The sequence below is a fragment of the Hyphomicrobium sp. CS1GBMeth3 genome (assembly GCF_900117455.1).
GTDB lineage: Bacteria > Pseudomonadota > Alphaproteobacteria > Rhizobiales > Hyphomicrobiaceae > Hyphomicrobium_C.
The window spans coordinates 42,781-62,745 of record NZ_FPHO01000002.1 but is presented as its reverse complement, the minus strand read 5'-3'; the positions used below and the strand labels follow the sequence as shown (position 1 = coordinate 62,745).

The 19,965-nt window shown below is 62.8% G+C and carries 31 protein-coding genes; 3 read left to right on the top strand and 28 right to left on the bottom strand.

Annotated elements, in window-relative coordinates; all coding sequences use genetic code 11:
* Positions 1-6: 6 nt before the first annotated feature.
* From CS1GBM3_RS00410 to CS1GBM3_RS00335, 17 genes are all read right to left on the bottom strand, one after another.
* Positions 7-417, bottom strand: a complete 411-nt coding sequence (locus tag CS1GBM3_RS00410; protein ID WP_072389879.1) for a DUF3168 domain-containing protein — start codon at positions 415-417, stop codon at positions 7-9.
* The gene (locus CS1GBM3_RS00405) at positions 414-593 is read right to left on the bottom strand and encodes a hypothetical protein (protein ID WP_072389876.1); all 180 of its coding nucleotides are present in this window, start codon (positions 591-593) and stop codon (positions 414-416) included. The genes CS1GBM3_RS00410 and CS1GBM3_RS00405 overlap by 4 nt, the downstream gene beginning before the upstream one ends.
* Positions 590-1,054: an HK97-gp10 family putative phage morphogenesis protein gene (locus tag CS1GBM3_RS00400; RefSeq protein ID WP_072389874.1), complete on the bottom strand. Its 465-nt coding sequence runs from the start codon at positions 1,052-1,054 to the stop codon at positions 590-592. Before CS1GBM3_RS00400 ends, CS1GBM3_RS00405 begins: the two co-directional genes overlap by 4 nt.
* 2 nt (positions 1,055-1,056) lie before the next feature.
* Complete coding sequence (locus CS1GBM3_RS00395; RefSeq protein WP_072389871.1) at positions 1,057-1,428, bottom strand: hypothetical protein; 372 nt, start codon at positions 1,426-1,428, stop codon at positions 1,057-1,059.
* Positions 1,425-1,802 (bottom strand): DUF4054 domain-containing protein, encoded by a 378-nt coding sequence (locus CS1GBM3_RS00390; protein ID WP_072389868.1) that lies wholly within the window; start codon positions 1,800-1,802, stop codon positions 1,425-1,427. The genes CS1GBM3_RS00395 and CS1GBM3_RS00390 overlap by 4 nt, the downstream gene beginning before the upstream one ends.
* A 32-nt stretch (positions 1,803-1,834) precedes the next feature.
* A complete protein-coding gene (locus tag CS1GBM3_RS00385; protein WP_072389865.1) occupies positions 1,835-2,074 on the bottom strand; it encodes a hypothetical protein in 240 nt (79 codons plus the stop codon).
* A 66-nt stretch (positions 2,075-2,140) separates the two neighbouring features.
* Positions 2,141-3,073: a DUF2184 domain-containing protein gene (locus CS1GBM3_RS00380; RefSeq protein ID WP_072389862.1), complete on the bottom strand. Its 933-nt coding sequence runs from the start codon at positions 3,071-3,073 to the stop codon at positions 2,141-2,143.
* 44 nt (positions 3,074-3,117) lie between these two features.
* A complete protein-coding gene (locus CS1GBM3_RS00375) occupies positions 3,118-3,555 on the bottom strand; it encodes a DUF2190 family protein (protein ID WP_072389859.1) in 438 nt (145 codons plus the stop codon).
* Between the two features lie 44 nt (positions 3,556-3,599).
* A complete protein-coding gene (locus CS1GBM3_RS00370; RefSeq protein WP_072389856.1) occupies positions 3,600-5,252 on the bottom strand; it encodes a DUF2213 domain-containing protein in 1,653 nt (550 codons plus the stop codon).
* 9 nt (positions 5,253-5,261) lie between these two features.
* Positions 5,262-5,465, bottom strand: coding sequence for a hypothetical protein (locus tag CS1GBM3_RS00365; protein WP_072389853.1), 204 nt, complete (start codon positions 5,463-5,465; stop codon positions 5,262-5,264).
* Positions 5,462-6,172, bottom strand: a complete 711-nt coding sequence (locus CS1GBM3_RS00360; RefSeq protein ID WP_072389850.1) for a phage minor head protein — start codon at positions 6,170-6,172, stop codon at positions 5,462-5,464. Before CS1GBM3_RS00360 ends, CS1GBM3_RS00365 begins: the two co-directional genes overlap by 4 nt.
* The gene (locus tag CS1GBM3_RS00355) at positions 6,129-7,583 is read right to left on the bottom strand and encodes a DUF1073 domain-containing protein (RefSeq protein ID WP_072389847.1); all 1,455 of its coding nucleotides are present in this window, start codon (positions 7,581-7,583) and stop codon (positions 6,129-6,131) included. The genes CS1GBM3_RS00360 and CS1GBM3_RS00355 overlap by 44 nt, the downstream gene beginning before the upstream one ends.
* Positions 7,580-9,145 (bottom strand): TerL protein, encoded by a 1,566-nt coding sequence (locus CS1GBM3_RS00350; protein ID WP_139247705.1) that lies wholly within the window; start codon positions 9,143-9,145, stop codon positions 7,580-7,582. Before CS1GBM3_RS00350 ends, CS1GBM3_RS00355 begins: the two co-directional genes overlap by 4 nt.
* Before the next feature lie 76 nt (positions 9,146-9,221).
* A complete protein-coding gene (locus CS1GBM3_RS00345) occupies positions 9,222-9,857 on the bottom strand; it encodes a hypothetical protein (protein ID WP_072389841.1) in 636 nt (211 codons plus the stop codon).
* Positions 9,854-10,033 carry a hypothetical protein gene (locus tag CS1GBM3_RS00340; protein ID WP_072389838.1) on the bottom strand — a complete coding sequence of 60 codons (180 nt, stop codon included), beginning with the start codon at positions 10,031-10,033 and terminating at the stop codon, positions 9,854-9,856. Before CS1GBM3_RS00340 ends, CS1GBM3_RS00345 begins: the two co-directional genes overlap by 4 nt.
* Positions 10,033-10,185: a hypothetical protein gene (locus CS1GBM3_RS19685; protein ID WP_171946396.1), complete on the bottom strand. Its 153-nt coding sequence runs from the start codon at positions 10,183-10,185 to the stop codon at positions 10,033-10,035. Before CS1GBM3_RS19685 ends, CS1GBM3_RS00340 begins: the two co-directional genes overlap by 1 nt.
* 506 nt (positions 10,186-10,691) lie before the next feature.
* Positions 10,692-11,165: a hypothetical protein gene (locus CS1GBM3_RS00335; protein WP_072389835.1), complete on the bottom strand. Its 474-nt coding sequence runs from the start codon at positions 11,163-11,165 to the stop codon at positions 10,692-10,694.
* A 394-nt stretch (positions 11,166-11,559) separates the two neighbouring features.
* On the opposite strand from CS1GBM3_RS00335, the gene CS1GBM3_RS00330 reads away from it, so the two are divergent.
* The 3 genes from CS1GBM3_RS00330 to CS1GBM3_RS00320 all read left to right on the top strand — a co-directional run bounded on the left by CS1GBM3_RS00330 (position 11,560) and on the right by CS1GBM3_RS00320 (position 13,509).
* Entirely contained in the window at positions 11,560-11,769 is a 210-nt protein-coding gene (locus tag CS1GBM3_RS00330) for a hypothetical protein (protein ID WP_072389833.1), read from the top strand.
* A 136-nt stretch (positions 11,770-11,905) separates the two neighbouring features.
* Entirely contained in the window at positions 11,906-12,997 is a 1,092-nt protein-coding gene (locus CS1GBM3_RS00325) for a hypothetical protein (RefSeq protein ID WP_072389830.1), read from the top strand.
* Positions 12,998-13,173: 176 nt separating this feature from the next.
* A complete protein-coding gene (locus tag CS1GBM3_RS00320; RefSeq protein ID WP_072389826.1) occupies positions 13,174-13,509 on the top strand; it encodes a hypothetical protein in 336 nt (111 codons plus the stop codon).
* A gap of 215 nt (positions 13,510-13,724) precedes the next feature.
* On the opposite strand, the gene CS1GBM3_RS00315 is transcribed toward CS1GBM3_RS00320, so the two are convergent.
* The 11 genes from CS1GBM3_RS00315 to CS1GBM3_RS00270 all read right to left on the bottom strand — a co-directional run bounded on the left by CS1GBM3_RS00315 (position 13,725) and on the right by CS1GBM3_RS00270 (position 19,395).
* Positions 13,725-14,093, bottom strand: a complete 369-nt coding sequence (locus tag CS1GBM3_RS00315) for a hypothetical protein (protein ID WP_072389823.1) — start codon at positions 14,091-14,093, stop codon at positions 13,725-13,727.
* Positions 14,090-14,461: a hypothetical protein gene (locus CS1GBM3_RS00310; protein WP_072389821.1), complete on the bottom strand. Its 372-nt coding sequence runs from the start codon at positions 14,459-14,461 to the stop codon at positions 14,090-14,092. The genes CS1GBM3_RS00315 and CS1GBM3_RS00310 overlap by 4 nt, the downstream gene beginning before the upstream one ends.
* Positions 14,458-14,643 (bottom strand): hypothetical protein, encoded by a 186-nt coding sequence (locus CS1GBM3_RS00305; protein WP_072389818.1) that lies wholly within the window; start codon positions 14,641-14,643, stop codon positions 14,458-14,460. The genes CS1GBM3_RS00310 and CS1GBM3_RS00305 overlap by 4 nt, the downstream gene beginning before the upstream one ends.
* A gap of 128 nt (positions 14,644-14,771) precedes the next feature.
* Positions 14,772-15,266, bottom strand: a complete 495-nt coding sequence (locus CS1GBM3_RS00300) for a hypothetical protein (RefSeq protein WP_139247703.1) — start codon at positions 15,264-15,266, stop codon at positions 14,772-14,774.
* Positions 15,267-15,324: 58 nt separating this feature from the next.
* Positions 15,325-16,305, bottom strand: coding sequence for a hypothetical protein (locus CS1GBM3_RS00295; RefSeq protein ID WP_072389812.1), 981 nt, complete (start codon positions 16,303-16,305; stop codon positions 15,325-15,327).
* Positions 16,305-16,769, bottom strand: a complete 465-nt coding sequence (locus CS1GBM3_RS00290) for a helix-turn-helix domain-containing protein (RefSeq protein ID WP_072389809.1) — start codon at positions 16,767-16,769, stop codon at positions 16,305-16,307. The genes CS1GBM3_RS00295 and CS1GBM3_RS00290 overlap by 1 nt, the downstream gene beginning before the upstream one ends.
* 26 nt (positions 16,770-16,795) lie before the next feature.
* Entirely contained in the window at positions 16,796-17,395 is a 600-nt protein-coding gene (locus CS1GBM3_RS00285) for a hypothetical protein (RefSeq protein WP_072389806.1), read from the bottom strand.
* On the bottom strand, positions 17,392-18,330 hold the full coding sequence (locus tag CS1GBM3_RS00280) for a hypothetical protein (protein ID WP_072389803.1): 939 nt from the start codon (positions 18,328-18,330) through the stop codon (positions 17,392-17,394). The genes CS1GBM3_RS00285 and CS1GBM3_RS00280 overlap by 4 nt, the downstream gene beginning before the upstream one ends.
* Positions 18,327-18,479, bottom strand: a complete 153-nt coding sequence (locus CS1GBM3_RS19680; protein WP_171946395.1) for a hypothetical protein — start codon at positions 18,477-18,479, stop codon at positions 18,327-18,329. The genes CS1GBM3_RS00280 and CS1GBM3_RS19680 overlap by 4 nt, the downstream gene beginning before the upstream one ends.
* A complete protein-coding gene (locus CS1GBM3_RS00275; RefSeq protein ID WP_139247702.1) occupies positions 18,476-18,751 on the bottom strand; it encodes a hypothetical protein in 276 nt (91 codons plus the stop codon). The genes CS1GBM3_RS19680 and CS1GBM3_RS00275 overlap by 4 nt, the downstream gene beginning before the upstream one ends.
* Positions 18,752-18,849: 98 nt before the next feature.
* The gene (locus CS1GBM3_RS00270) at positions 18,850-19,395 is read right to left on the bottom strand and encodes a hypothetical protein (RefSeq protein ID WP_072389797.1); all 546 of its coding nucleotides are present in this window, start codon (positions 19,393-19,395) and stop codon (positions 18,850-18,852) included.
* Positions 19,396-19,965 lie beyond the last annotated feature (570 nt).

Here is a 19,965-nt window from a genome sequence, read left to right as displayed (position 1 = left end):
CTCCCGTTAGATGGCGGTGGTGAGGACGTTGAAGACGGCGATGCCCATCCTCAGACGCGGATTGTCGGCGTCGCCCAAGTAGTCGGTGCGCTCATATGTGATCTCGTCGAGATCGTGCCCGTCGATTGGGAACGCGGCATTGTCGAGGACCGAGCGGACCCGTCCAGCGATTGTGGCGCACTGGATCGGCCCCGCGTGCTCGGCGAAGACGTGAACGCGAAGCGTGATCTGCGCCCCCTCACCACACTCGTCGTCGTAGGGCAGCGCGCGCGGCACGGAGAGCCGAATGAAAGGTGCATCAAGCGGCACACCCCAATCTGAGACGACGCGATCAGCCACGGCCGATGCAATCTGCGCGTCAGCGAGCAGCTTGGTCCGCACGGCCGCGAAGAGCTTGTCGGTCGGGTCGGCGCTCATTGGCCCGCCTCGACGCGGCGGCCCTTGCCCTCGGCTTCCGCCTGAGCGGCAACATCCTCAGACACGGGCAGCACGCCCGGCTTGTAGACGAAGAGCGCCAGCGCCTTGCACAGCACGCACTTGCCGCGCGCCCAATGCCAGAACTCGCCGGTAAACTCGAAGAGCACCTTGCTCATGTGAACCACCTTCCGACCCGGCCGAGGAAGCCGAGCTTGACGGCACGTCGCGCGCGCCGGCGGATTTCACCGATGTTTTCCGCGTAGGCGCGCGAGAGAAACGGGCGCGGCGCCATCTTCGATGTGCCGTGCTCGAGGTAGCTTGCGTATTCGACGTTGGCGCTGACCTGCACCGTGAGTACGTCGGGGCGCTCGGCCACCGTCGCCGTGATCGACTGGTGCAGGCGGCCCGTGTCGGCGGCTGGATACTCACCCGGGGCCGACGCTTGATGCCGCGCACCCCGACGACCGCGCGATCGATAGATCCGACCCGTCTTAGGCGGGTTGATGATGCCCTCGACGGCCGTGTTCTGAATGGCCTGAGCACCGCGCAAGAGCACCTGGCGCACGCCCGCCTGGCTGTTCCGCCTGATGCGGTCCAACTTGATGCCGACCTGACGTCGGTTGCGGATGACGGCCACGGTTAGACGGGCATCCCTGCCACCTGCCACGTTGCATCGGCAGGATCGGATGTGACGTCGACCACGGTATAGCGCTCGACGGTCTCATTGAGCGGCCGTGTCGCGCTAATCTCATCGCCGAGCTCGGGCTTGGGCGTCTCGCCCTGGACGATGACGATCTTGGCTGTCTTCGGATCGTAGCCCTTCGCGGCCATGATCTTATGATCCCACCGAGAGACAAAGCCGCGACCGGCGTGATCCGCGAACGTGCGGACGGCCGCACCGTCTGTATTAAGGGTCATCGACGCCTTATGCAGCGTCGCGGCCGGGAATACGTCGGCCTCGGCACCGAGCGCGTCGCGCAGGGCGCTGCCGATTTCAGCGAGCAGGCTCATACGACGAGCACCCGAGGCGAGTTGCGGCGCAGGAGCGTCAGATAGCGTTTGCCGTAGATCGTCGTCCCATAGGCTGCGTCGAACGCGCCACCGGACGACTTCTGACCTTCGTATTCGATTTCAACGGTGTCGGCTTTCACCCGCTTGATAGCGCCCGCTTTCGAGGCGGCCGACACGCCGCCAGCGGAACTCTCTTCGGCGATCAGGTGCGCGGCGAGATACATCACGCCGTCCTTGTAGTCGCCTTCGGGCCAGCACTGCGAAACGGAGCGTGCGGCCTCAGCCAGCATGGCCGTCACCACCGCATCCGCCACCAAAGTGAACTTCGGATGCCGAGCTTTGAAATCGGCCGGGGTCGGGAGCGCGTAGGCCATGCTGGATAGTCCTTCGATCGAGATCGAAAACGTTACTTCTTCGGCGTGTCGGGCTTGCCGTCGCCGCCCTTGTCCTTCGCTTCTTTGGCCTTGTTGGCCTCGGAGGCGGTGACTTCCTTCAACTCGCCGCGGTCGAGCCAAGCGGCGATGTTCGGCTTCTTGCGCAGCTTCTTCCAAGCTGCGTCGTCGACGGTGGCAACCTCGCCGGGCTTCAGCTTGAGCTTGAGCGAGAGGATGCCGCGCGGGCCGTCGGCCGCGTTCATGATGATCATGTCTGGTTTCCCTGTGTTCTGTGGAGCCGTGGACGCGCGGGAGCGTTTGCCCCCGCGCGGTGCGCCTTAGATGCCGTCGCGATAGCGAACGGCGCCGGGGCGGCGGATGTCAGTGCCGCCGATGCGGTAGGCAGCCGGCACCTTGTAATCCAGCATGATCTGCTGGACCGGGAAGAAGCGGAGCGGCATCGGGCGATGCAGCTTCAGCACGAGCGGATCGCGCCGATAAGCCACCATGCGCTTCGTTCCGCCAGCGCCGGCCGTCTCGAGCTGACGAAGCGCTCGGATCTTGAGCTGCCGGCCCGTCTGCGCCGTGTAGGCGTTGACGCGCATGACGTGCTCAAGGATCGTCGTCGTCATCGTGGCATCGAGGCGGGTCGTCGCGATGTAGCTGTAGCGCGAGGGCGGCAGCAGGAGCGTGTCCGCCAACTCGATGGTGTTGCTGTCGAGGTAGACGTCGAGCAGCGCCTCGTTGATGTCGGCGAGGATCTCGTCGGGCGTCTTGGTGTTCCACTCGGGATCCGTGCTCGCGCCGTCCGCCACGTCCGCCGTATCGACGGCCGAGGTGTTCAGAAGGCCGGAATAGCCCTTCTGCGTATCGCCGACGTAGGCGACTTCCTCGCAATGACGCTCGTAAGCGTCGCGCGAGGCGATGGCGAGGTCTGCCGTCAGGGGGATGCCGAGCATCGCAGCCTGGCTGATCTCCTGCAGGTTGTAGCCGTAGCCGATGCCGCCCATGGCGACTTCGGTCTCGTGCTTGGTGCGGTTCCCGTTCACCATCGGGAAGTCCTGCGCGAAGCTGTGAATCCACGCAGCCTTGCCGGTGTAGTCGGCCGAGAAGTAGGTGACGGTCGTCGCCCAGGGATGAGCGCTCTCGTCGATCGGCACGAACTCCGGATAGGTGATATCCGGATAGAGCTTCTTCCAGACCTGGCTCTCAACGTGCGACGTCTGCGAGATGACGAAGCTGAGCGCCGCCTGGGCGTCGAGCATTTTCATTGCGAAGTTCCTTTCGCTTGAGCGGGGATGGAGGCGGCGGCCCGTTACTGCAGACGGATGAGGCCGAGGTTGCCCGAGGATGTGGTCCGCTCCCAGACCGCGTTCGGGATGAGCGTGTTGTCGGTCGCGACGTTCGTGAGAGCACCGGTCGCCGTGTAGTAGACGGCATCGCCGTCAGCGACGTTCGCGCCCGGGATGGCGAACATCGTGCCGCGGGTCATCACCGCGACAGTGTTGCCCTGCTTGTAGGCGTCGTTGTTCGCTGCCGGCAGGGTGATGTCGCGCATGGTGATGCCGACGAACTTGCCAGCGGCGCCGACTTTCACCTGATTGTCAGCCGTGCCGCGGATGACGGCGCGACCGAACGCGAGAGTGGCGTCCTCGCAGATGCGCGACACGGCCTCGTAGGACCGCATGTCAGCAATCTGACCCTCGTAGCCAATATCGGGCGCAGCGTTGTAGTTGGGCTGAACGTTACCCATGGTTCCTGTCTCCTATGTGCCGAGGTTGTGGGAAACGGGGCGCCTTACGACGCCCAGGCCTCGCGCTGCTTCTTCAGCGTCTCGTCGCGCAGACGATCTGCGTCATTGGTGGCAACGATGCCGCCCTTGAGCGCATCGCGGATCTGATCAGCGCCATCGGTGGCGCCACCGATCAGAACGAGGGTATCGAACTGTGCCGAGATGAACGCGTCGTCCTTGCCCTTCACGGCGTCGTCGCCGAGCTTGGACGTGACGACTGCCTTGCGGACTTCGGCAGCCGACTTGCCCTTGAAGCTGTCGGCAAGGCTCGGAGCGAGGGTCTTCGCCTGGTCGATGAGCGCCGAGCGCTTGTCGAGCATGGCCTCCATCTGATCTGCGGTCGGGATCTTGGCCTCGACGTCCTTGAGCGCCTTGGCGTGATCCTCGACCAGCTTTGCCTTGTCGGCCTTCAGCGTGTCGAGCGCGGCGTTGGCGTCGGCGAGAAGCTTCGTGCTGTCACCGAGCTGCTTCTGCAGCTTCTCGATGGCCTGGGCACCCTGATCGGTGACGGCGATCGTGATCCCGTCCACCGTAATGTTGCGAGTGGTCATGGTCTGGTCTCCAATGGTGGCGGGCTCACGCTCACTCTTCGCATCGGGAGTGCCCTTGTCCCCGATGCGACATGCCGGACCAGCGCGCCCGCGCTCGACGAGCGCCGCATGGTTGATCCGAATGTCTCGCTGAATGGCTTGGTACTTCTGGCCGTTAGGCGTTACGCCGTCGGCAAACTCGAGGCGAACATCGTAGCCCATCGAGATCTCACGCACGCCGCTTTTAACGGCCTCGATGGCCTGAGCGTCCATGAGCACGAGCGGCACCCGAACGAAGCCACCATCGCGGGCCACCTCGCCGCCGACGTTGCCGACGCTGAGTTGCTTCCAGTTGTCCGCCGTGACGGCCGACGTCGGGTGATTGATCGTGACCGGTTTGAACGCGTAGCTGGCGAGGCTGTCCTTGTTGAACACCTCTTCTTCCGGCCGATAGACGTTGACGGTTTCAAGATCGGGACGCCCGACCTCGTGACCTGCGTACTGCTGAATTCCCGAGCGGGCGGCGCGGACATCGGCCACCATGTAACCATCGCGCGTGATGCGCGTGCCCGAGATCTCGGCCTTGTCGAGCATCACGACGGTTCTGAAATCGGGCATGGCGCCATCCTTTACTTTTGCCTTCGGGGCGAAGAGGCCGACGACGAGGAAGTCGAAGACGAGCGGGAATGGAGGTGGCGCAAGGCTGTCCACGGCAGGCTCGCCGGGCCATTTGTAGGAAAGCGAGACGTGCGGCTTGAAATCCGCGAAGGTCGGCTTCGCGCCGTAAGAGGTGATGAAGAACTCCCGCATGGCGGTGAGCGTCTGGTGATCCGCGAGACGCAATACCGGCACGCGGTCATCGACACCGAACACATCGAAGCCCGAGGCCTCGACAGTCACCGGCTCGATCCATCGCGCGCCCTCCGGAATAGAGACTGCATTCTCGGTGGCGAGCAGGGTTACGTGGAAATCAAAGTCCCAATTCGTCTGCGGCCATCCGCTGTGGCTCCAGGCCAGATCGAAGCCCTGAGCGATCGCCCACTCGCGGAGCGCATGCTGCGTATCGGGCGTTGCCCGAAGCATGACGATGCGCCGCCCTTTCGAGACGGTCTGCGTGCGGTCGAGCATGTCAGGACCTCAGCGGTGAAGCGGCGTCACTGTTGATGGTGCAGCGCTGTTCGCCGCGATGAGCTTTGCCGCCCGGTTCATCATGCCTTCCCAAGCTCCCGTCGAGCGGTCGAGGGCGTCGGGCGTCATGCGTCGGCAGAAGGCGGGGAATTGCATCTCGCGCTCGCGCCAGAGCTCAAGGGCAAGCCTTTCGACCTCGGCAGCGCGTATCATTCGAGCACTGCCAAAGCACGGCACCGGCAATTGATCGCGTGACCCGGATGCCCGTCAGAAGGCGGCTTCGACCACTCAAAGATCTTGTCGTTGCGGTCCATATGGTTCTCGCGAGCCCGGGGAGGGTCCATCATCGAACGCCACTTGTATTTCGTGATGCCAGCCTGCCGCTGACGGAACTCGTTCATCGCTGCGTTGAGCTTTGACGCCTGGTCGCGCGCGATGAGCTTTGCCCTGCCCCGCCCGATGCCCTCGATCTGGGTGAGCGATCGAGCGATGTTCTCGTTTGTCCGGCCTTCAGTGATGGCCCGGATCGTTTCCTGCGCGATGCGGGTTCGCACATCCTCGGACACGTTGCGGATCAGCCGGGCGAACTCTTCGCTACGAACCGAGAGCAATTCGACCATATCGGCTTCAGAGACCAACGCCCCGACGTCGATACTGGTCGACGTGCGGATCGATCCGACCCACCGGCGCATGTGCCGAACACTCTCGCGGCGCATCGTGCGGCGAACGGCATCCTCGGCCGCCGCAGCGGCACGCTCAGCGGTCTCACGCAACCCCTCGAGGATCGCCCGGATGCGCCCGCCGATGTCGTCGCCGATTTGGATCGGCACGCCAGCGTTCGCCGCGGCGTAGGCCTCCCGCTCTTGGCGGATAACCTCAGTGAGTGGTCCGCGGGCTTCCTTCAGGATCGAAGAGATCATCAAGCCCAGCGAACGCCTCAGATCGAGCTCGACCCCAATCAATGGCCCGATCTCGCGCAGAACCACCCGACGCTTCAGCCTTGCGCGGACCATTGCCGGAAGGTCGAACGTCATCATCGGGCACGTCCTCCGGGACGATTGGCTCGTCGGATTCGAGAAGGTCGCCTATTTCGGCCTCAAGACCGGGATAGGTGCCGTCCTCGATCAACTGGTTGATGAGTGCACGCGCGAAGGGCTCTTCGGGCATGAGGCCAAGACTGGCGTAGTTCTTGGTCGTCTCCGACTTCAGCTTGGAGATGTCGGCCTTTTCCTTCTCGGTCATCTGCCAGAGCGGATTGAACTCGAAGAAGGCATCGGGGGGCACAGAGCCGATGGCATCACACCAGAGGAAGGGGTCGAGACGGTCAAGGATCGGCTGCAGAACGTCGACGCGCAGGCCATCGAGGAAGTCGTAATAATTGCGAGTGTCGTGCTCGCCCGTCGAGTTGAGACCCTTCGGAGAAGTGCCGAGCAAGCGCGTGACGGGAATGTCGGACGCGCCGGCGACGATCTGCAGATAGGCCTGGATCAGATCCGGCAGGCCAGCGAAGCTCGTCTGCTTCCGGTCCCAGTCGTCGTTCTTGTCGAGCAGCAAAGTGTTGTTGATGCTCTTCAGAAGGCTGGCATTCTGGAAGCGCTTGACGAGCTGAGCCGTGCCCTCGTTGGTAGCCAACATCTCCATCATGTCGTGCATCTTCACGACGTCGACCTTAGCCTCGTGGATCAACTCGGCAACGCCTGTCATCGCAAGGCCGGCGTTCTTAAGGGCATCGCTGATGACTTGCAGTATGCTGTCGCCCCAGCACTCCGGATTGGTCTCGATGTCGTGCCGTGGTGTGCCGACGATGCGGATAACGCGCGAGGGGTGAATGTCGACGGATCCGCGGTCGCTCTTGAGGGTGTAATACTTCGGCAGCCCAAAGTTCTCAGAGAGGGGATCGGTCTCGGCCTCGGCCGGCTGAATATCAATGCGGCGAAGCGGGGTGATGTGCCGAAGCCCGCCACGGGTGACATGCTCGGGCTTCAATTCCGTCATTGGTGACACTAGTCGCCCGCCACCGATGACAATGGCGGCGCCACCGTAAAGGCGATCATAGATGAGCGCGGTCGCTATCTTGACGCGGATGTTGTGCCGCTTCTCGGTCTCTTCGATAGCCGAGATCTGATCGGCCTCGGCCTGCCACCCGCGCCACGGCCGCATAATGTCTTTCACCGGCAGGTCGACGACCTTTCGGGACAGCCAGTCGCCGCGATACATGGCGTTGAGTTGCTGAGGCGGCACCTCTGAGGCGACGAACTGATCGAAGACGCGCTTGGAGTTGCCGGCCGCGAGGTTCGCAACCATGTTGATCAAGCCGTCGATGATCTTCAAAGCCAATCCTCCAGCGGACGACCCTGACCTTTGCAGGGGAAGTAGAGCATCATCACCGCGTCGCCGAGGTTTGGCGATCTGGTACCGGGCGGGTTCTTGTCGATCACCAGCTTGAGCCGCGAGCCCTTGCTAACTGTCGGCTGGCTCAGCTCTTGTTGGAGTTGCCGCAGCATCGGCAAGTCTGACGGCAAGCTGATCAGTTCGGACGGATCGAAGCGAATGCCCTCAGTTCGAGCGCGATACGTCTTCTCAAAGCGTCGGCGAAGCGCCCACCATCCCTGAGCCTTTAGGTTGGCGAAGAAGTCCTCATTCTTCGGCGTGTCCCGGTCGGGCTTTTCGTGACGGGCGAGGACGTATCCCTCGGGATCCTGCACAGCCGCGCCTGCGTTCCACTGCACAAAGCGGACGTTCTTGATCTTCCGTGCCGTCTCAGAGTCTCGCGCCAGACGGTTAGCCTCGCCTTTTACGCCAGCACCGACGCCGATGCAGTCGTATTGCAGGTCGATGCGGCCATGCCCTTCGCAGCCGGCAATGGCCCGCCGCGTGGTCTGCCCGGTATCCTGCTCGCCCCACTCCTCGAGGTACTTCAAAACCACGCCCTTGCGCTTGGCAAAGGCATTGCGATCTCCGCCCTCGTCGGCGACATCGAGGGAAGCCATCCATCCGCCGCTATCATCGAAGCCGATCGCTTTGTGGGCATCGATCGCAGCCTCGACCCACTTGCCGGGGATGACGATATCGGCGACGGCGGCCGAGTAGTTGCGCTTCACCTCCTGCTCGAAGACGTGCATCAGGCCGTCGGCCTTAGCCTTCGCCTCGCGCTCATCGAACCACGCCTGATTTTTGGCCGGGTGGTCCGACCAGTCCATCACGAAGACGTTCGCGACGGTGCGGTCGACGGGCTTGCCGGGCGTCCAGAGCTTGCCGCTCATCCGCCGGCGATGAAACACGTTGCCCACGCCGTTGACCGACGAGATGTCGATCTGCACGCGGGTGTTGTCGGCAAGCGCTGCCTCGATCAGTTCCGGCCGCTCATAGTGGGCGCTCTCGTCCTTGAAGTAGATGCGGGTTCTGCCGCCGCGTCCGATGTTATCGCCAGCCTCGCCGGTGATCGTCGCGCCCGTCTCCGGGTTGACGAACTTCATATAGGTCATGTGGTCTTTTGGACTGAACCCGGCCGGCCAGAACTCGCGCGGCAAACCCATGACGATCATGCGCATCTTTTGGAAGATGCTGTCGGGAACCCCGATCTTGTCGACAAGCTGCTCTTTGCGGGACCCCCACCCGATCGACACGCCCGGCCAGAAGAGCCACAGCCAGACAGAGAACGCGCAGCAAATCCACGTCGCGCCCATGTCGCGACACTTCTCGACGAGACCAGAGGCCTCGCCATCAAGGCAGGCCAGGAGGAACTCGACGAGATCGCGTTGCCGTTTAAACGGGATGAACGGCAGTCGCGTCGGCATGTCGCTGCCGGCGTTGCGGGGATCGTAAGTGTCAATCCAGTGCTCGACGAACTCCACCGGATGAGTGCGGTAGAACTCGCGGGCACCGTAAAGCATCTTCGGGTCCGAGCGGACCCTTATGAGTTGCTTCTGCCGCTTACTGAGCGCCGACACATAGTCGGGCGGCCAGACCTCAGTCCCCATCGTGCAGTGATGCCTGATAGGCGTCGGCTGCGTCCTGGGGCGTCATGTCTGCAGTGATCTCGCGCGGCGTCAGCTTGGGCGGCTCACCCTTCTCATCGAGGTTGAAAGCTTGGCGTTCGAGCGGGATCAGAGCCTTCAGCGCCGTAGCCAACTCTCGGATCACGCCAGCTCGCGCCGGCAACCCCACGGCGCGCAGCATGCGGTTGCGCCGCTCGCTATTCTTGTCGCCCGCCGTCTCTTCCTCAATGGCGGCCTCGATCTCCGCGCGATGGGTCGTCGCTTCCTTTAGCTCGTCGATGAGTTCGGTGACGCGCTCGCGACCCTGAGAGATGTCGTTCCTATGGCTCCGGACGACCTGCACACCACGCTCGGCGGCAAGGGTGACAGCCTCCCGCGCGTTGGTTGCTGAAACCTCGTCTGAAACCAGGCGAGCTGAAACCTCTTTCCGAACCTTCTCGGTGAGGTCGCGGGTCCAGCCGTTTTTCTTCGCCCGCTTGTTGATCGCGGTATGGCTCACCCCGAATTGGCGACCGATCTCCACGACGGAAAGCTGCCCAGCGCGATATTCGCGCTCGATACCTTCCCAATCGATCTCGGGCTTGGTCTTTGCTGCCGGTTTCGTCATTCGTAGTGCTCGATCTCGGAGATGCTGACCGGGGCGCCGTCGGCATCGGTGAGCAGCGGAGGCCAGCCGATGACAGGCATGCGCGGCATAGGGTGCTCGGGCACCTCATGAAGGCCACCGATGGCGGCCGAGGTGGCACCGATCAAGGCAACGATGGCGAGGGCGAGGATGCGCATCAGCGGGCCTGCTTAGGTTGATGGGCCCTTACCTGGGCCAGAGCGAGCTTGGCTTCACAGAGATCGGCTTCGACGTCCCTGAGCTGGCCCATGACCTCGCGCTTGATGTCGCTCAGGCGCTCGACGATGGCCTCGAGGTCGGCAACGGTCATGTGCGCCTCTTGAGATAGCCGCCCGGCCCCGCGATCAGGTGAGGCCGCGAAGATGAAAGCTCGGAGCTTGTCATGGGTGTTCGGCTCGTCGTCTTTTCGGCGAGGCCGGGCGGTTCGAAAGGTAGCGGGGCCGGTCCCCTATTCGAGATCAGTCCCCATCGATCGCCTTTAGCACCGGCAAGGCACCGATCTCGCGCTACCGAAACGGTCGCAGTGCCGGGAAGAGACGACATCAGCCGGTGATCAAACCCGGCAGCGGCCTCGGATCAGGAGGCGGTTGTCCCGCGCCAAGCTTAGGGAACATCGCGTGAGCGGCGGTGCGGATCCGCGCCTGCCCTATAGCTTGGGGTCGTCTCTTCCCGGCACTGCGACCGGAAATGAAAAGAGCCGCCTCGGTGAGAGCGGCTCATAGAAACTCGGAACGATATACGAAGTAGGTGATTTGCCTGGACCCCGGCAAGAGGCCGTCAAAAGTTATCGCGGATTTTGACACGCGAGCGCCGCAATCATCCCGCCTCGGTAATTGCTGCCGTCACCTCACCCGATGGCGTCACGCGACATGCGATGCGGTGCTCAAGTTCCAACCCGAACGAGTTCTTTGCGGTGAAGCTCGCCGTCACGTCGGCGCTGTTATCCGCATTGACAGTGACCCTGGACCCCCACCCCGAGAAGCTCACCGTAGATGGATGCCGAGCCGCGCTCTTTGCGTAACGGGAGCAGAGGGTCAGCGCGCGACTCTTGTAATCGATCCGCAAGGCGTTCGGCGGCTCATAGACGCCCTTGGTCGCTATCGCGTGGCGGATTTCCGCGTCTAGCTTGGCGTTGGCGGTCGCGCGCGGATCCTGCAACCGGCCCGTCGGACCGTCGCCACCGTCCCACCCGGTCATGTAGCCATGCGCCTGCGGCTCGGGTTGTCGCACGTCCGCCAGCCACATGACCACGGCCCCGAAGAGCAAAAATGCTACGATCCCTTTTTTCATCGGCCACCCCCGTGAAACAAGTGTTTCATGATCCGACCCCCCGAAGCCTTATTTTTCAGGCCACGGCGTGATGCTCTGCCCCTGAGCTTGTAGCGTCATCAACACCCGAACCGCCTTCGGCGGCGCCGAAGGCGTGCCGCGTGCCCGGTCTCTACCCGCATCCCAATTTGCCACTTGGCTTTTTGAGCATCCAAGCGCCTCAGCAGCCGCGTCTTGCGTGTACCCCAATTGCATGCGCCAGCGCTTGAAGGCCGTATCTTTCATGTGGCTCGCGTAGCACACATCAGAAAAAGATGCAATGGCTGCATTTAAACCCTGGACAAAGATGCAGCGGCTGCATTATATTAAATCATCAGGCAAGCGATGCACGCCCCTGAAGCTGCGGAGATTTCAAATGGGCATCACGACTGAAACGCTCACGGACGGCAGCATCGCCGTCACCCTCGACGACATGGGCGCTTGGGAGGAATTCGCTCTCGCGAACGCCGACGCCATCGTCGAGCGCTACGGATCTCAGGAGAAGGCCTTTCGCCACCTCTGCGACGGCGGCCTGGTCCTCGGCGGGGGCGCGACGCCTGAGGTCGCCGTGTACTTCGCCCAATGACGCAGCGTTCTGAACTTATCGGCAATCCCGATGAGTTCAGCGCCCTGCGCCAGCAGGAAAACGAAAAGCCCGGCAGCGGCTGTCACCGCTCCGGGCCGTGTCTCAACCCAAACCTCTCACGGAAAGGATCTTTGACATGCCTACATCTATCATCGGACGCGCCGTCGCGCTAGTGGCGGGCGTCATCTTCACGGCCGGGGCGCTGGCCATCCTGCTCGAGGAAGTCGTTCTCGGCAGCGCTGACTTCGCCCTCAAGCATGGCCTGACCGTCGTTATCGTGTCGGGCACCATGCTGACCGGCCATCTCGTCGTCGAGGCTTGGCGCTCGCGCCACTTCCTCGGCGCCCTCGGCTTTGCCGTGCTGTTCCTCACCGGGACGGCGCTCGTGGTCTACAAGAGCACGGGCCGACAGGCCGAGCACACGTTCCAGAGCCAAGCCGAGGCCGATTTTGCCGCCGAGGAACGGGCGCGCATCAAGCCGCTGCTCGCACAAGCCGAGGCCATGCATTCTGGGACGGCCAAGAAGCTCGCCGACGACTGTGTGAACGGCAAGCGGGGAAAGGGCCACTGCGACGGCCTGCGCGCCACGCTGACCGTCTACGACGCCGCGGTGAAGGGCCACAAGGCCGATCTGGATCGCCTCGGCGCTCCGAAGCCTGTGGCCCCGGAAGCCGAGAACTTCGCCGCGCTCGCCGCCGTGTTTGGCGCCGACAAGGCGAAGATCAAGGCAGGCTCGCTGCTCGTCGTCCCGTTCGTGCAGACCATCCTGTTCGAGCTCGGCGGCATCTGGTGCCTCGGTTTCGCGTTCCGCCATCGTCCGGCAACCCGCAAGGCGAAGGCAACCGGGGAAACTGTGACTACGCAACCCCGGCAACCGTTGCCGATCGAGACGGCGCAGACCGATTTCTACGCCGACGACATCGAGGCAACCCGGTCAACCATCATCGGTGACGACCAAGACGACACCGATGCCGGAAACGGTGGCAACTCAGGCAACCCGAGCCGCCCCAAGGGTGGCAACGGTGGCGGCAACCGTCAGGCCTTCGAGGCGGACGTTCTGACCCGCCTCGCCCTTGGCCAGACGATCGAGTGCCAGGACGATCTCGCCCTGGCGCACGGCGTCAACAAGGGCACGGTGTCGAAGTGGCTGAAGGACATGCGGCGCCGGGATCTCATTCCCGCTGCCCAGCGCGTCGGCCGGTGCCATCGCCTTGTTGCCGCAGACTAAAACCATTTTATCGAGTTCAGTAAAATGGTCGAACCCCGGAGGCTCAGGCTTCCGGGGTTTTTTCCTGGTTGTAACAATTCGTGATCTAAATATTATGTATGGCGCTTGACATACAGCGTCAATCTGCTAAATTAGTGTTGTTAGCAAGGCAATGGGCCAACCCGAAAGGACGAGAAATGGCACACTACATCCTCATCGACAATCACTCTGGCTACATCTGGTCGGACACCCGCGATCTCAACGGCTGGTCAAACTCGGAGTGGACCGACGGCAATGGCGGGCCGGAGGAGGCCTGTAAACTGACCGACGAAGATCTCCACGTGTATGGGCGCACATATGAGCGCGCGTATGGTCTCGCATCCAACGAAACCGGATATCACGTATACCGCGTAGACGTGAATGGGTCTGAGGCTGTCGGCGTCGTGGAGGACGGGCAGGATCAGGAGATGATCAGCGCTGTCGAGCGCCACTGCCAGCGCGTCGCGACAATCAAGACAAGAAACGAAGAGTGACCCCACAACAGATGGCCCGAGCGCGAGAGCGTCTCGGGCTTACTCTTGAGCAGATGGCCACGATGTTAGGCTATTCAGGAGTGCAGCGACGGCAAATGCAGTATGACCTGGAAACAGGTCGCCGGGACATCCGGGAGCCGCAGCGTCGTCTAGTAGAGGCATACCTAGCGGGATACCGTCCGAAGGACTGGCCCGCGTAAACTCACCCCGGAGGCTCAGGCTTCCGGGGTTTTCTTTTGCAGAGCGTTTGCCAGCATCTCGTTGGCCTCATCAGCCGACACAGGGTCCGTCTCGTAGCCGTATTTCAAACGCAAGCGTTTGAACTCGGCCCGCTCCGCCGATTCCCTATGTTTGTCTGAAATCTCATTCAGCACCCGCAGGCCTTCGGCTGTACACCTTGCCGTGAAGTCTACCCGCCCAGCGCCGCTCAGATGGGCCAGATCGAGACGCACGCTCGTCCCCATCTCGATGAGGCCCAGATCACGAAGGCCTACGTAGACCTTTGCGCGGTCCTGGGTGCAGGAAATCCTGCATCCTCCAATGGTCCAGACCAGCGCATCGATGTGCTCCTTCGTGAGCGTCATCGCGCCTTCTCCATTGCCTCTATCGCGGCGCGGGCAAGGATTCGCCAGCTTTCCAGATCATCAATAGCCGCGTCGCCATAGAAATCCTGCCCTGGATGCGCTTCTTCCCAACGAAGCCGGGCTTCAGGTTGAACATAGTATTCGACGGGGCTTTGAAATTTGTCAGCCGCGTCGCGGAGGGCGATGGCAACGCGATCAACCCGCTCTAGCGATGAGATGAGCTCTCCCAGCCAATACGCGGCGGGGCCAGCGGCTTCACGCTCCATTGCTGCCCTGGCTTCAGCCAGCGTCATGTTCGAATGAGCGACGATGTTGCCGGCCGCGTCCTTGATCTCAACGCGGTCGGCAGTGATCACGTAGGCCGTCATCGTGCTTTCTCCCCTTTCACGATCTCCCGCACCTTCTTGAGCGTCCGCCGGGCCTCCGCCAGCGCGGATCGCCAGCTCGGCAGGTCGTCCTTGCTGCCGGCGTAGGCTTGGATCGTCTCCTCGAGCCAGGCGATGCGGCCGAGCAGGTAGTCCTCGATTTCGCTGATCTGCTTCTTGCTCATCGCACTTCAATTAATCCTTGCCCGGTTTTCGTCCAGACGCTCGATAAGATACCCCCACCAGCCCTCGAACTGCCGCCGATGATAAGCGACCCGCACCGCGACACGGCGATGAAAATCAGATAGATCGCTCATTGCGGCCCCACTGCCCGCCAGAGCCACTCATGCGGGTCCGACTTTACTGCGGGCTTCCGCCGCTTCAGGCGCTTTCTGGCCGGTTTCTCGGGAGAGATCTTGCCGATAGATCCCGTCTCGATCGCAGCCGCCTTGAGGGCTACTATGGAGGCCCTGAGCTTCGCCGTTTCGACGCTCAGGGCCTTGGCGCTCGCGGCTTCCCTCGCTCGAGCGCTGTGCTGTTTCAGGACGTCTGCACTGTAGCGGCGGACCAATTCTTCCGCGGCCTCAGCCCGACGCAACAACCCTGCCTTGACCTGCTCGACGTAGCGGATCCGATGCTGTGCGCCGGCCAAGTCCGCCCGGCACGTCTCGAGTTTGTCATCCGCAGCATCGAGATCTTCGGAAAGCCGTTCGATCGTCGACGTCCCGACGGCGAGCAGGATGGCCGCGCTCAACCCCAGCGCCGCAACGGCACCGATGGCACCCACGACCCGCAAGACCTCCGACATGCGCCAATTCCCGCATTTTTGACGCATATCTGCCTGATATGTCCGCCGCGCGCCCATATCAGGCCACCCTCACACGGCGCTCGTCGCTCTCGCGCAATGCCACCGATGTCAATCTGTCCGACCTTTTCTGCCACCGATCACGCTCGATCGGTGGCGCAGTGCGAAGCCGGACGGCATCGGTGTCATGACTGGCACGGATCTCGTCCATCTCGCCCTGAGTTTTAGGCAGGCGGCCGTGCCGGTGGCAGAAATCCCACAGCGCGACGATCCATCCGCCATGGGCCGCCCGATGCCCGATGCCCGACCGCATCATGCGGTCGGTTTTCGAGCACTGCTCGCTCTGCCACTGATCATAGGCATCCTTCACATTGGCCAGATGCGCACACGCAAGGATGATCGCTGCGGTTCCAGCGGCTCGGCTCGCCTTCTCGCCGATCAACCCGGTCGTGCGCGCGCCCCACTCGGCCACCGTCAAACACCGCTCGGAACCCTGCTTGATCTCTTCCAGCACGAAGTTGCGGATGCAGGATCGGAACGGCTGCTCGATCCGGTCCATAACCCAGTCCAGATCCCGACCGGCGATCTCTTGCCGTTCAGTGAGCGGCAGGCGCTTCGACGGGTCCGAGGACCCGCCGACTGCCGTCGGATCGGCAACGCGGCTTGCCGGCCGGGTTGCCAGATAGGTCATGCGCAACCACAGGGCAGACTCGTACTGCCGCGCCGACAGGCGGTCTCGCATGTCTTCAAGCGCCCAAGCGAAGCGGTGCGCCTTCGGCTGCCCGGGCGTCACCTCGATCTCCTGGGGCGCCGAGATGGCGTGCGCGACGCGCTCCGGCGTTGGCGCTGTAGGGTGCGTGACCTGCCGCATCCGGGCCGCAGCGGCGTTGAGCGCGGCGATGTTGCGCTCTCCGATGGCGATAGCGTCCCGGTCGGACGCTGGCACGGTCTCGAGATCGACGCCGAGCTGCTGCAGGGCCTTGAACGTGCGCCGCTGAACGGCCGCGGCGCGCCGACGCTCCTTTTGGTTCGCATCCGCCATCAGACAGCCTTCTCGATGACGCGAGCGACTTCGGTAACGGGCACGTTGAGACGCTGCGCGATAATCCACGGAGGCGTTTCCTCGACGTGCAAGGCGCGGATCTGCTCATCAGGGACGAAGCCAAGGTCGGCGCTGCGGCTGAACTTCGGCGACGGGTCGTCACCGGCCGCGTAGGCGCGCGCCAGACGGGCGATCTCGAAATAGGTCTCGTAATCCTTGGCTGATACAAGAACGCGCTCATTGATCACGCGCGAGGCGTAGATCACGGTATTATCGTTGCGGCCAAAGGCGCGGCCGATCTGAGCCCAAGGCTGCTCGGTCAATTGCTTCGCAACGGCCATCGCCATCTGACGCGGCTCAACAAACCGTTGATGACGGTCGCGAGCCTCAAGGTCCCCGTTCGATACGCCGTAGACGGCGCACGTTGCACGCTTCACGTGGTTGATCAGGATTCTGGTCGTCATCCGCTTTCCCCTCAAAAGGCAGACGCTCACTTGGTCGAGACAGCAGCCGCGATCTTCTCGCGACGGCCAAGAACGTGTCGGCCGAGCTCGGCCAGCTTTTTGTGGTTCAGATCCGGATGCGCGTTGATGTCGCCGCGCTCGATCGCTTCAACCTCTCGAACGAGGCTCGCAGCCGCGCTCTTCAGCGCGCCGATCTCTGTGCCGGCCGGCATGCGGGCGTTCCGGTAGATGAAATCGTAAAGCTGGGCGTGCCATTGGCCCTTGATGGCCTCGATGCCCATCGGCGAGCCCAGGAGATCCAAGGCCAGCCGATGCCGTTCCGGTGAGAAGCCGGAAGGTTGCTTGTTGACCGTCAGCATCGGCGTGCGCTCAGCCTCGATGACGCGCTTGGCGCTCTCGCAGGCTGCAATGCATTCCGAGGGCTCGGGGAAGTAGGCGCCATCCTTTTTCTTGCTGCGCGTTCTGACCACGGTGTCGGCAGCTCGCGAGAGCACGTCTGGCGCGTAGTGCCCGAGCTGGCGCACCATCAAGCCGGTCCAGAGCGCCTCGTCGCCCTCATCCTCGAAACGCGGCTTGGGAAAGCACAGCGCGACGATGGAGATGAATTTGCCCACCGCGTCGCTCATTGGCGCCCCCCTGCATTCGAACGCTCAGCCGCCTCACGCGCAAGCCGCATCGTGCGCGCAGTGCTGCCCTCTTTCGTTCCACCTTGTGAGTTGCCTCGAGAATTTCGCTCGACGGCAGCGTTGTATCTCCGGTCGCGATCTCGCGCGTCACGAACGATGCCGGCAAGCTTGCGCTCAACCTGTAATTTGAGACCGGAATTACTGCTCCGCTGAATGCTTCCGGCCGCCTCGATGAGCGCCAGATCTAGCGCAACCTCGTCGCCACCAAACCGCTCGATCCAAGCTAAACGGGTTCCGTTGAGAAGGGTCAGCTTGCCCCCGACGAAGCGAACATCGGGATCATCATCCGCGCCGAAGGCGCTGCGCCAGTCGGTTACAGGCTGGACGTGTGAGGGGGTTGGGGGAGATTCTAACTTAGAAATAACTACTTCCGAAGGAAGTCTATTTACGCGCGCGGGCGCACGAGACGCGAGCAACTGGTCGGGTTCAGTCGGACCAGTCGGGTCAGACCCGACCGGTTGGCGGTATGTGGACCGGTCGGGCCCGGCCCGACCACTCTCATTCTGTGACCGGTCGGTCCCGGCCCGACCAGTTCGCGCGGCGTCAAGGGCGTGAACGATCTCGTCGACGACATGCTGCGGCAGCACCGAGAACTTTCCAGACTGACCCAGCCCACTCTGCTTGGTGATGTCGGCGACCTTCAGCGCCCTAGTGGCTTTAAATATCGTCTCTCTGTCGCGCACACTCGCGGCGCGCTGGAGCTCAGGCGTGCGGACCTCTGCGACACCATCGCGGTCGGCCTCGGCAATTATTTTCGCGCCCACGCACTTTTGCTGCGCAGTCAGATCAGCACGATCGAGTAATGCCTTGATGCGCTCGACCTTTCCTGCCGGCGTCAGCTTCTCATCGGGCGGAGGACCGTTGTGACCAATCATGAAGATGCACCCTCATGAAACAATTGTTCGATCGGGCTCTCGCAATAGGCGAGGAAATATTCAGGGAGCCGTTCCCGCGCCAGGTCCGCAGCCTCGCGGCAAATGCTGATCAGCTTGCCATCGATGGCTTTCGTGTCGATACCACTCATGCCTGCCCCCAGAACTCAGCGGCCTGCCACGGCTCAACAACGACGGCGACAAGGACAGTCCCCTCGCGACGCAGAATGCACTCGAGCGCATCAGCAGCCGCGAGCAGGCCTGCCCATCCACCGAATGGCACGCGCTGGATGGCGCCGCGCTGGATGGCGCCGCGCTGGATGGCGCCGCGCTGCACGAGCAGCACCCATTCGGGATCAGAAGTTATTGAGGGTTTTTGCGCGTTCGGGACATTGCAAGAACGGCGCTGATCTAGTAGTGTCATCGTCGCTGCTCCTACAGCATCTTGCGTCCCGCTCGCTTCCAACGAGCCCGACGCCCTTCCGATAAAAAGGCCCCTGCTTCCAACAGGGGCCTTTCGCGTTATGCGGCGAGCGGCATCGGCTCGGCCTGGATCTCTTCATCATCGGCGACGTCAGCGGCAACCGGGATACTCACGAACGTCGGCCGGCCTTCACCCTTCGAACGCATGTCGCGCTTCTCGCTCACGCAGCCGAGCGCGCACAGCAATTGCGAGAGCGTCTTGTCCTTGATCGGCGGCCACGGGCGCGGCGCATAGCCTTCACACTCGTCAGACTTGGCGCGCCCGCGGCGCATGGCGTCGTAAGACCATGCGAGCCGGCGGAAGCGGATCGATTCACCGCCGCAGAACTCGATCATGTCATCGAGGAATGCGCGTACCGCCTCTTCTGGGGTGAGCATCTGAGGCAACTCGGGCCACGGGATCTCATCGGTGCCGTCGACCGTGGCAACGGTTGCCACCGGTGACGGATCGAGACCCGGCAACACGGGCATCGGTGGCAACTCGGGCGCCACGGATTGGAAACCGGCGTCGTTGTCGGCAACCGGCGGGCGGGGCTTGAACAGGAACGGCGCTACCAGGCCAAGGATCAAGGTCGTCTTTAGCATCGCATCGCGCCCCCGCGCGGTTAAAGAGGCCGGGCACGAGGCCCGGCCAAGTCTAGGGAGGAAACGCCCAAGGAGGGCTCGACAACGCCGGATCTCTCCGACGTCATCGCGAAGCGAAGGAAGACGCTGCAGATGCGCGCCACGCACCTTGTCGGCAGGTGAGCCCAATCGACCCCCGACAATCCCCCTTCGCTCGGCGATGACGTCGAGCGCTACGCACTGAGACTTAAACTCAACTGAGAGCCATCAACTCGTGCGCAGGGGCGCAAAAACGGCTAGACGCTTGGGCGACGTGAAACTATGACGCTACGCGATGCGTGCCCGCAGAGTTCAAACGAAGCGCTTCGTTCGCCCGATAGATCACGTCCGGACCAACCCCCGTCAGGCCGATAATCACCGACCAATGCTCATCGGGAATTCCGTTCCGCCTCCACTTCTGGACCGCCCAATGACTGACCGGCCGATAATGCTGACTCACGGTCGCGAACTTGGCGCTGGCTCGCTCAATTCCCGTTGGCCCGCCCGCCAATCTGATAAGGTCCTCGACCGAACTAGGGTCAGCCGTGAGAT

Excerpts from the sequence above, each read along its gene's own strand:
- CS1GBM3_RS00410 (WP_072389879.1), bottom strand. The coding sequence starts at position 417 with ATGAGCGCCGACCCGACCGACAAGCTCTTCGCGGCCGTGCGGACCAAG.
- CS1GBM3_RS00405 (WP_072389876.1), bottom strand. The coding sequence starts at position 593 with ATGAGCAAGGTGCTCTTCGAGTTTACCGGCGAGTTCTGGCATTGGGCG.
- CS1GBM3_RS00395 (WP_072389871.1), bottom strand. The coding sequence starts at position 1,428 with ATGAGCCTGCTCGCTGAAATCGGCAGCGCCCTGCGCGACGCGCTCGGT.
- CS1GBM3_RS00390 (WP_072389868.1), bottom strand. The coding sequence starts at position 1,802 with ATGGCCTACGCGCTCCCGACCCCGGCCGATTTCAAAGCTCGGCATCCG.
- CS1GBM3_RS00385 (WP_072389865.1), bottom strand. The coding sequence starts at position 2,074 with ATGATCATCATGAACGCGGCCGACGGCCCGCGCGGCATCCTCTCGCTC.
- CS1GBM3_RS00380 (WP_072389862.1), bottom strand. The coding sequence starts at position 3,073 with ATGAAAATGCTCGACGCCCAGGCGGCGCTCAGCTTCGTCATCTCGCAG.
- CS1GBM3_RS00375 (WP_072389859.1), bottom strand. The coding sequence starts at position 3,555 with ATGGGTAACGTTCAGCCCAACTACAACGCTGCGCCCGATATTGGCTAC.
- CS1GBM3_RS00370 (WP_072389856.1), bottom strand. The coding sequence starts at position 5,252 with ATGCTCGACCGCACGCAGACCGTCTCGAAAGGGCGGCGCATCGTCATG.
- CS1GBM3_RS00365 (WP_072389853.1), bottom strand. The coding sequence starts at position 5,465 with ATGATACGCGCTGCCGAGGTCGAAAGGCTTGCCCTTGAGCTCTGGCGC.
- CS1GBM3_RS00360 (WP_072389850.1), bottom strand. The coding sequence starts at position 6,172 with ATGATCTCTTCGATCCTGAAGGAAGCCCGCGGACCACTCACTGAGGTT.
- CS1GBM3_RS00350 (WP_139247705.1), bottom strand. The coding sequence starts at position 9,145 with ATGCTTTACGGTGCCCGCGAGTTCTACCGCACTCATCCGGTGGAGTTC.
- CS1GBM3_RS00345 (WP_072389841.1), bottom strand. The coding sequence starts at position 9,857 with ATGACGAAACCGGCAGCAAAGACCAAGCCCGAGATCGATTGGGAAGGT.
- CS1GBM3_RS00340 (WP_072389838.1), bottom strand. The coding sequence starts at position 10,033 with ATGCGCATCCTCGCCCTCGCCATCGTTGCCTTGATCGGTGCCACCTCG.
- CS1GBM3_RS19685 (WP_171946396.1), bottom strand. The coding sequence starts at position 10,185 with ATGACCGTTGCCGACCTCGAGGCCATCGTCGAGCGCCTGAGCGACATC.
- CS1GBM3_RS00335 (WP_072389835.1), bottom strand. The coding sequence starts at position 11,165 with ATGAAAAAAGGGATCGTAGCATTTTTGCTCTTCGGGGCCGTGGTCATG.
- CS1GBM3_RS00330 (WP_072389833.1), top strand. The coding sequence starts at position 11,560 with ATGGGCATCACGACTGAAACGCTCACGGACGGCAGCATCGCCGTCACC.
- CS1GBM3_RS00325 (WP_072389830.1), top strand. The coding sequence starts at position 11,906 with ATGCCTACATCTATCATCGGACGCGCCGTCGCGCTAGTGGCGGGCGTC.
- CS1GBM3_RS00320 (WP_072389826.1), top strand. The coding sequence starts at position 13,174 with ATGGCACACTACATCCTCATCGACAATCACTCTGGCTACATCTGGTCG.
- CS1GBM3_RS00315 (WP_072389823.1), bottom strand. The coding sequence starts at position 14,093 with ATGACGCTCACGAAGGAGCACATCGATGCGCTGGTCTGGACCATTGGA.
- CS1GBM3_RS00310 (WP_072389821.1), bottom strand. The coding sequence starts at position 14,461 with ATGACGGCCTACGTGATCACTGCCGACCGCGTTGAGATCAAGGACGCG.
- CS1GBM3_RS00305 (WP_072389818.1), bottom strand. The coding sequence starts at position 14,643 with ATGAGCAAGAAGCAGATCAGCGAAATCGAGGACTACCTGCTCGGCCGC.
- CS1GBM3_RS00300 (WP_139247703.1), bottom strand. The coding sequence starts at position 15,266 with ATGTCGGAGGTCTTGCGGGTCGTGGGTGCCATCGGTGCCGTTGCGGCG.
- CS1GBM3_RS00295 (WP_072389812.1), bottom strand. The coding sequence starts at position 16,305 with ATGGCGGATGCGAACCAAAAGGAGCGTCGGCGCGCCGCGGCCGTTCAG.
- CS1GBM3_RS00290 (WP_072389809.1), bottom strand. The coding sequence starts at position 16,769 with ATGACGACCAGAATCCTGATCAACCACGTGAAGCGTGCAACGTGCGCC.
- CS1GBM3_RS00285 (WP_072389806.1), bottom strand. The coding sequence starts at position 17,395 with ATGAGCGACGCGGTGGGCAAATTCATCTCCATCGTCGCGCTGTGCTTT.
- CS1GBM3_RS00280 (WP_072389803.1), bottom strand. The coding sequence starts at position 18,330 with ATGATTGGTCACAACGGTCCTCCGCCCGATGAGAAGCTGACGCCGGCA.
- CS1GBM3_RS19680 (WP_171946395.1), bottom strand. The coding sequence starts at position 18,479 with ATGAGTGGTATCGACACGAAAGCCATCGATGGCAAGCTGATCAGCATT.
- CS1GBM3_RS00275 (WP_139247702.1), bottom strand. The coding sequence starts at position 18,751 with ATGACACTACTAGATCAGCGCCGTTCTTGCAATGTCCCGAACGCGCAA.
- CS1GBM3_RS00270 (WP_072389797.1), bottom strand. The coding sequence starts at position 19,395 with ATGCTAAAGACGACCTTGATCCTTGGCCTGGTAGCGCCGTTCCTGTTC.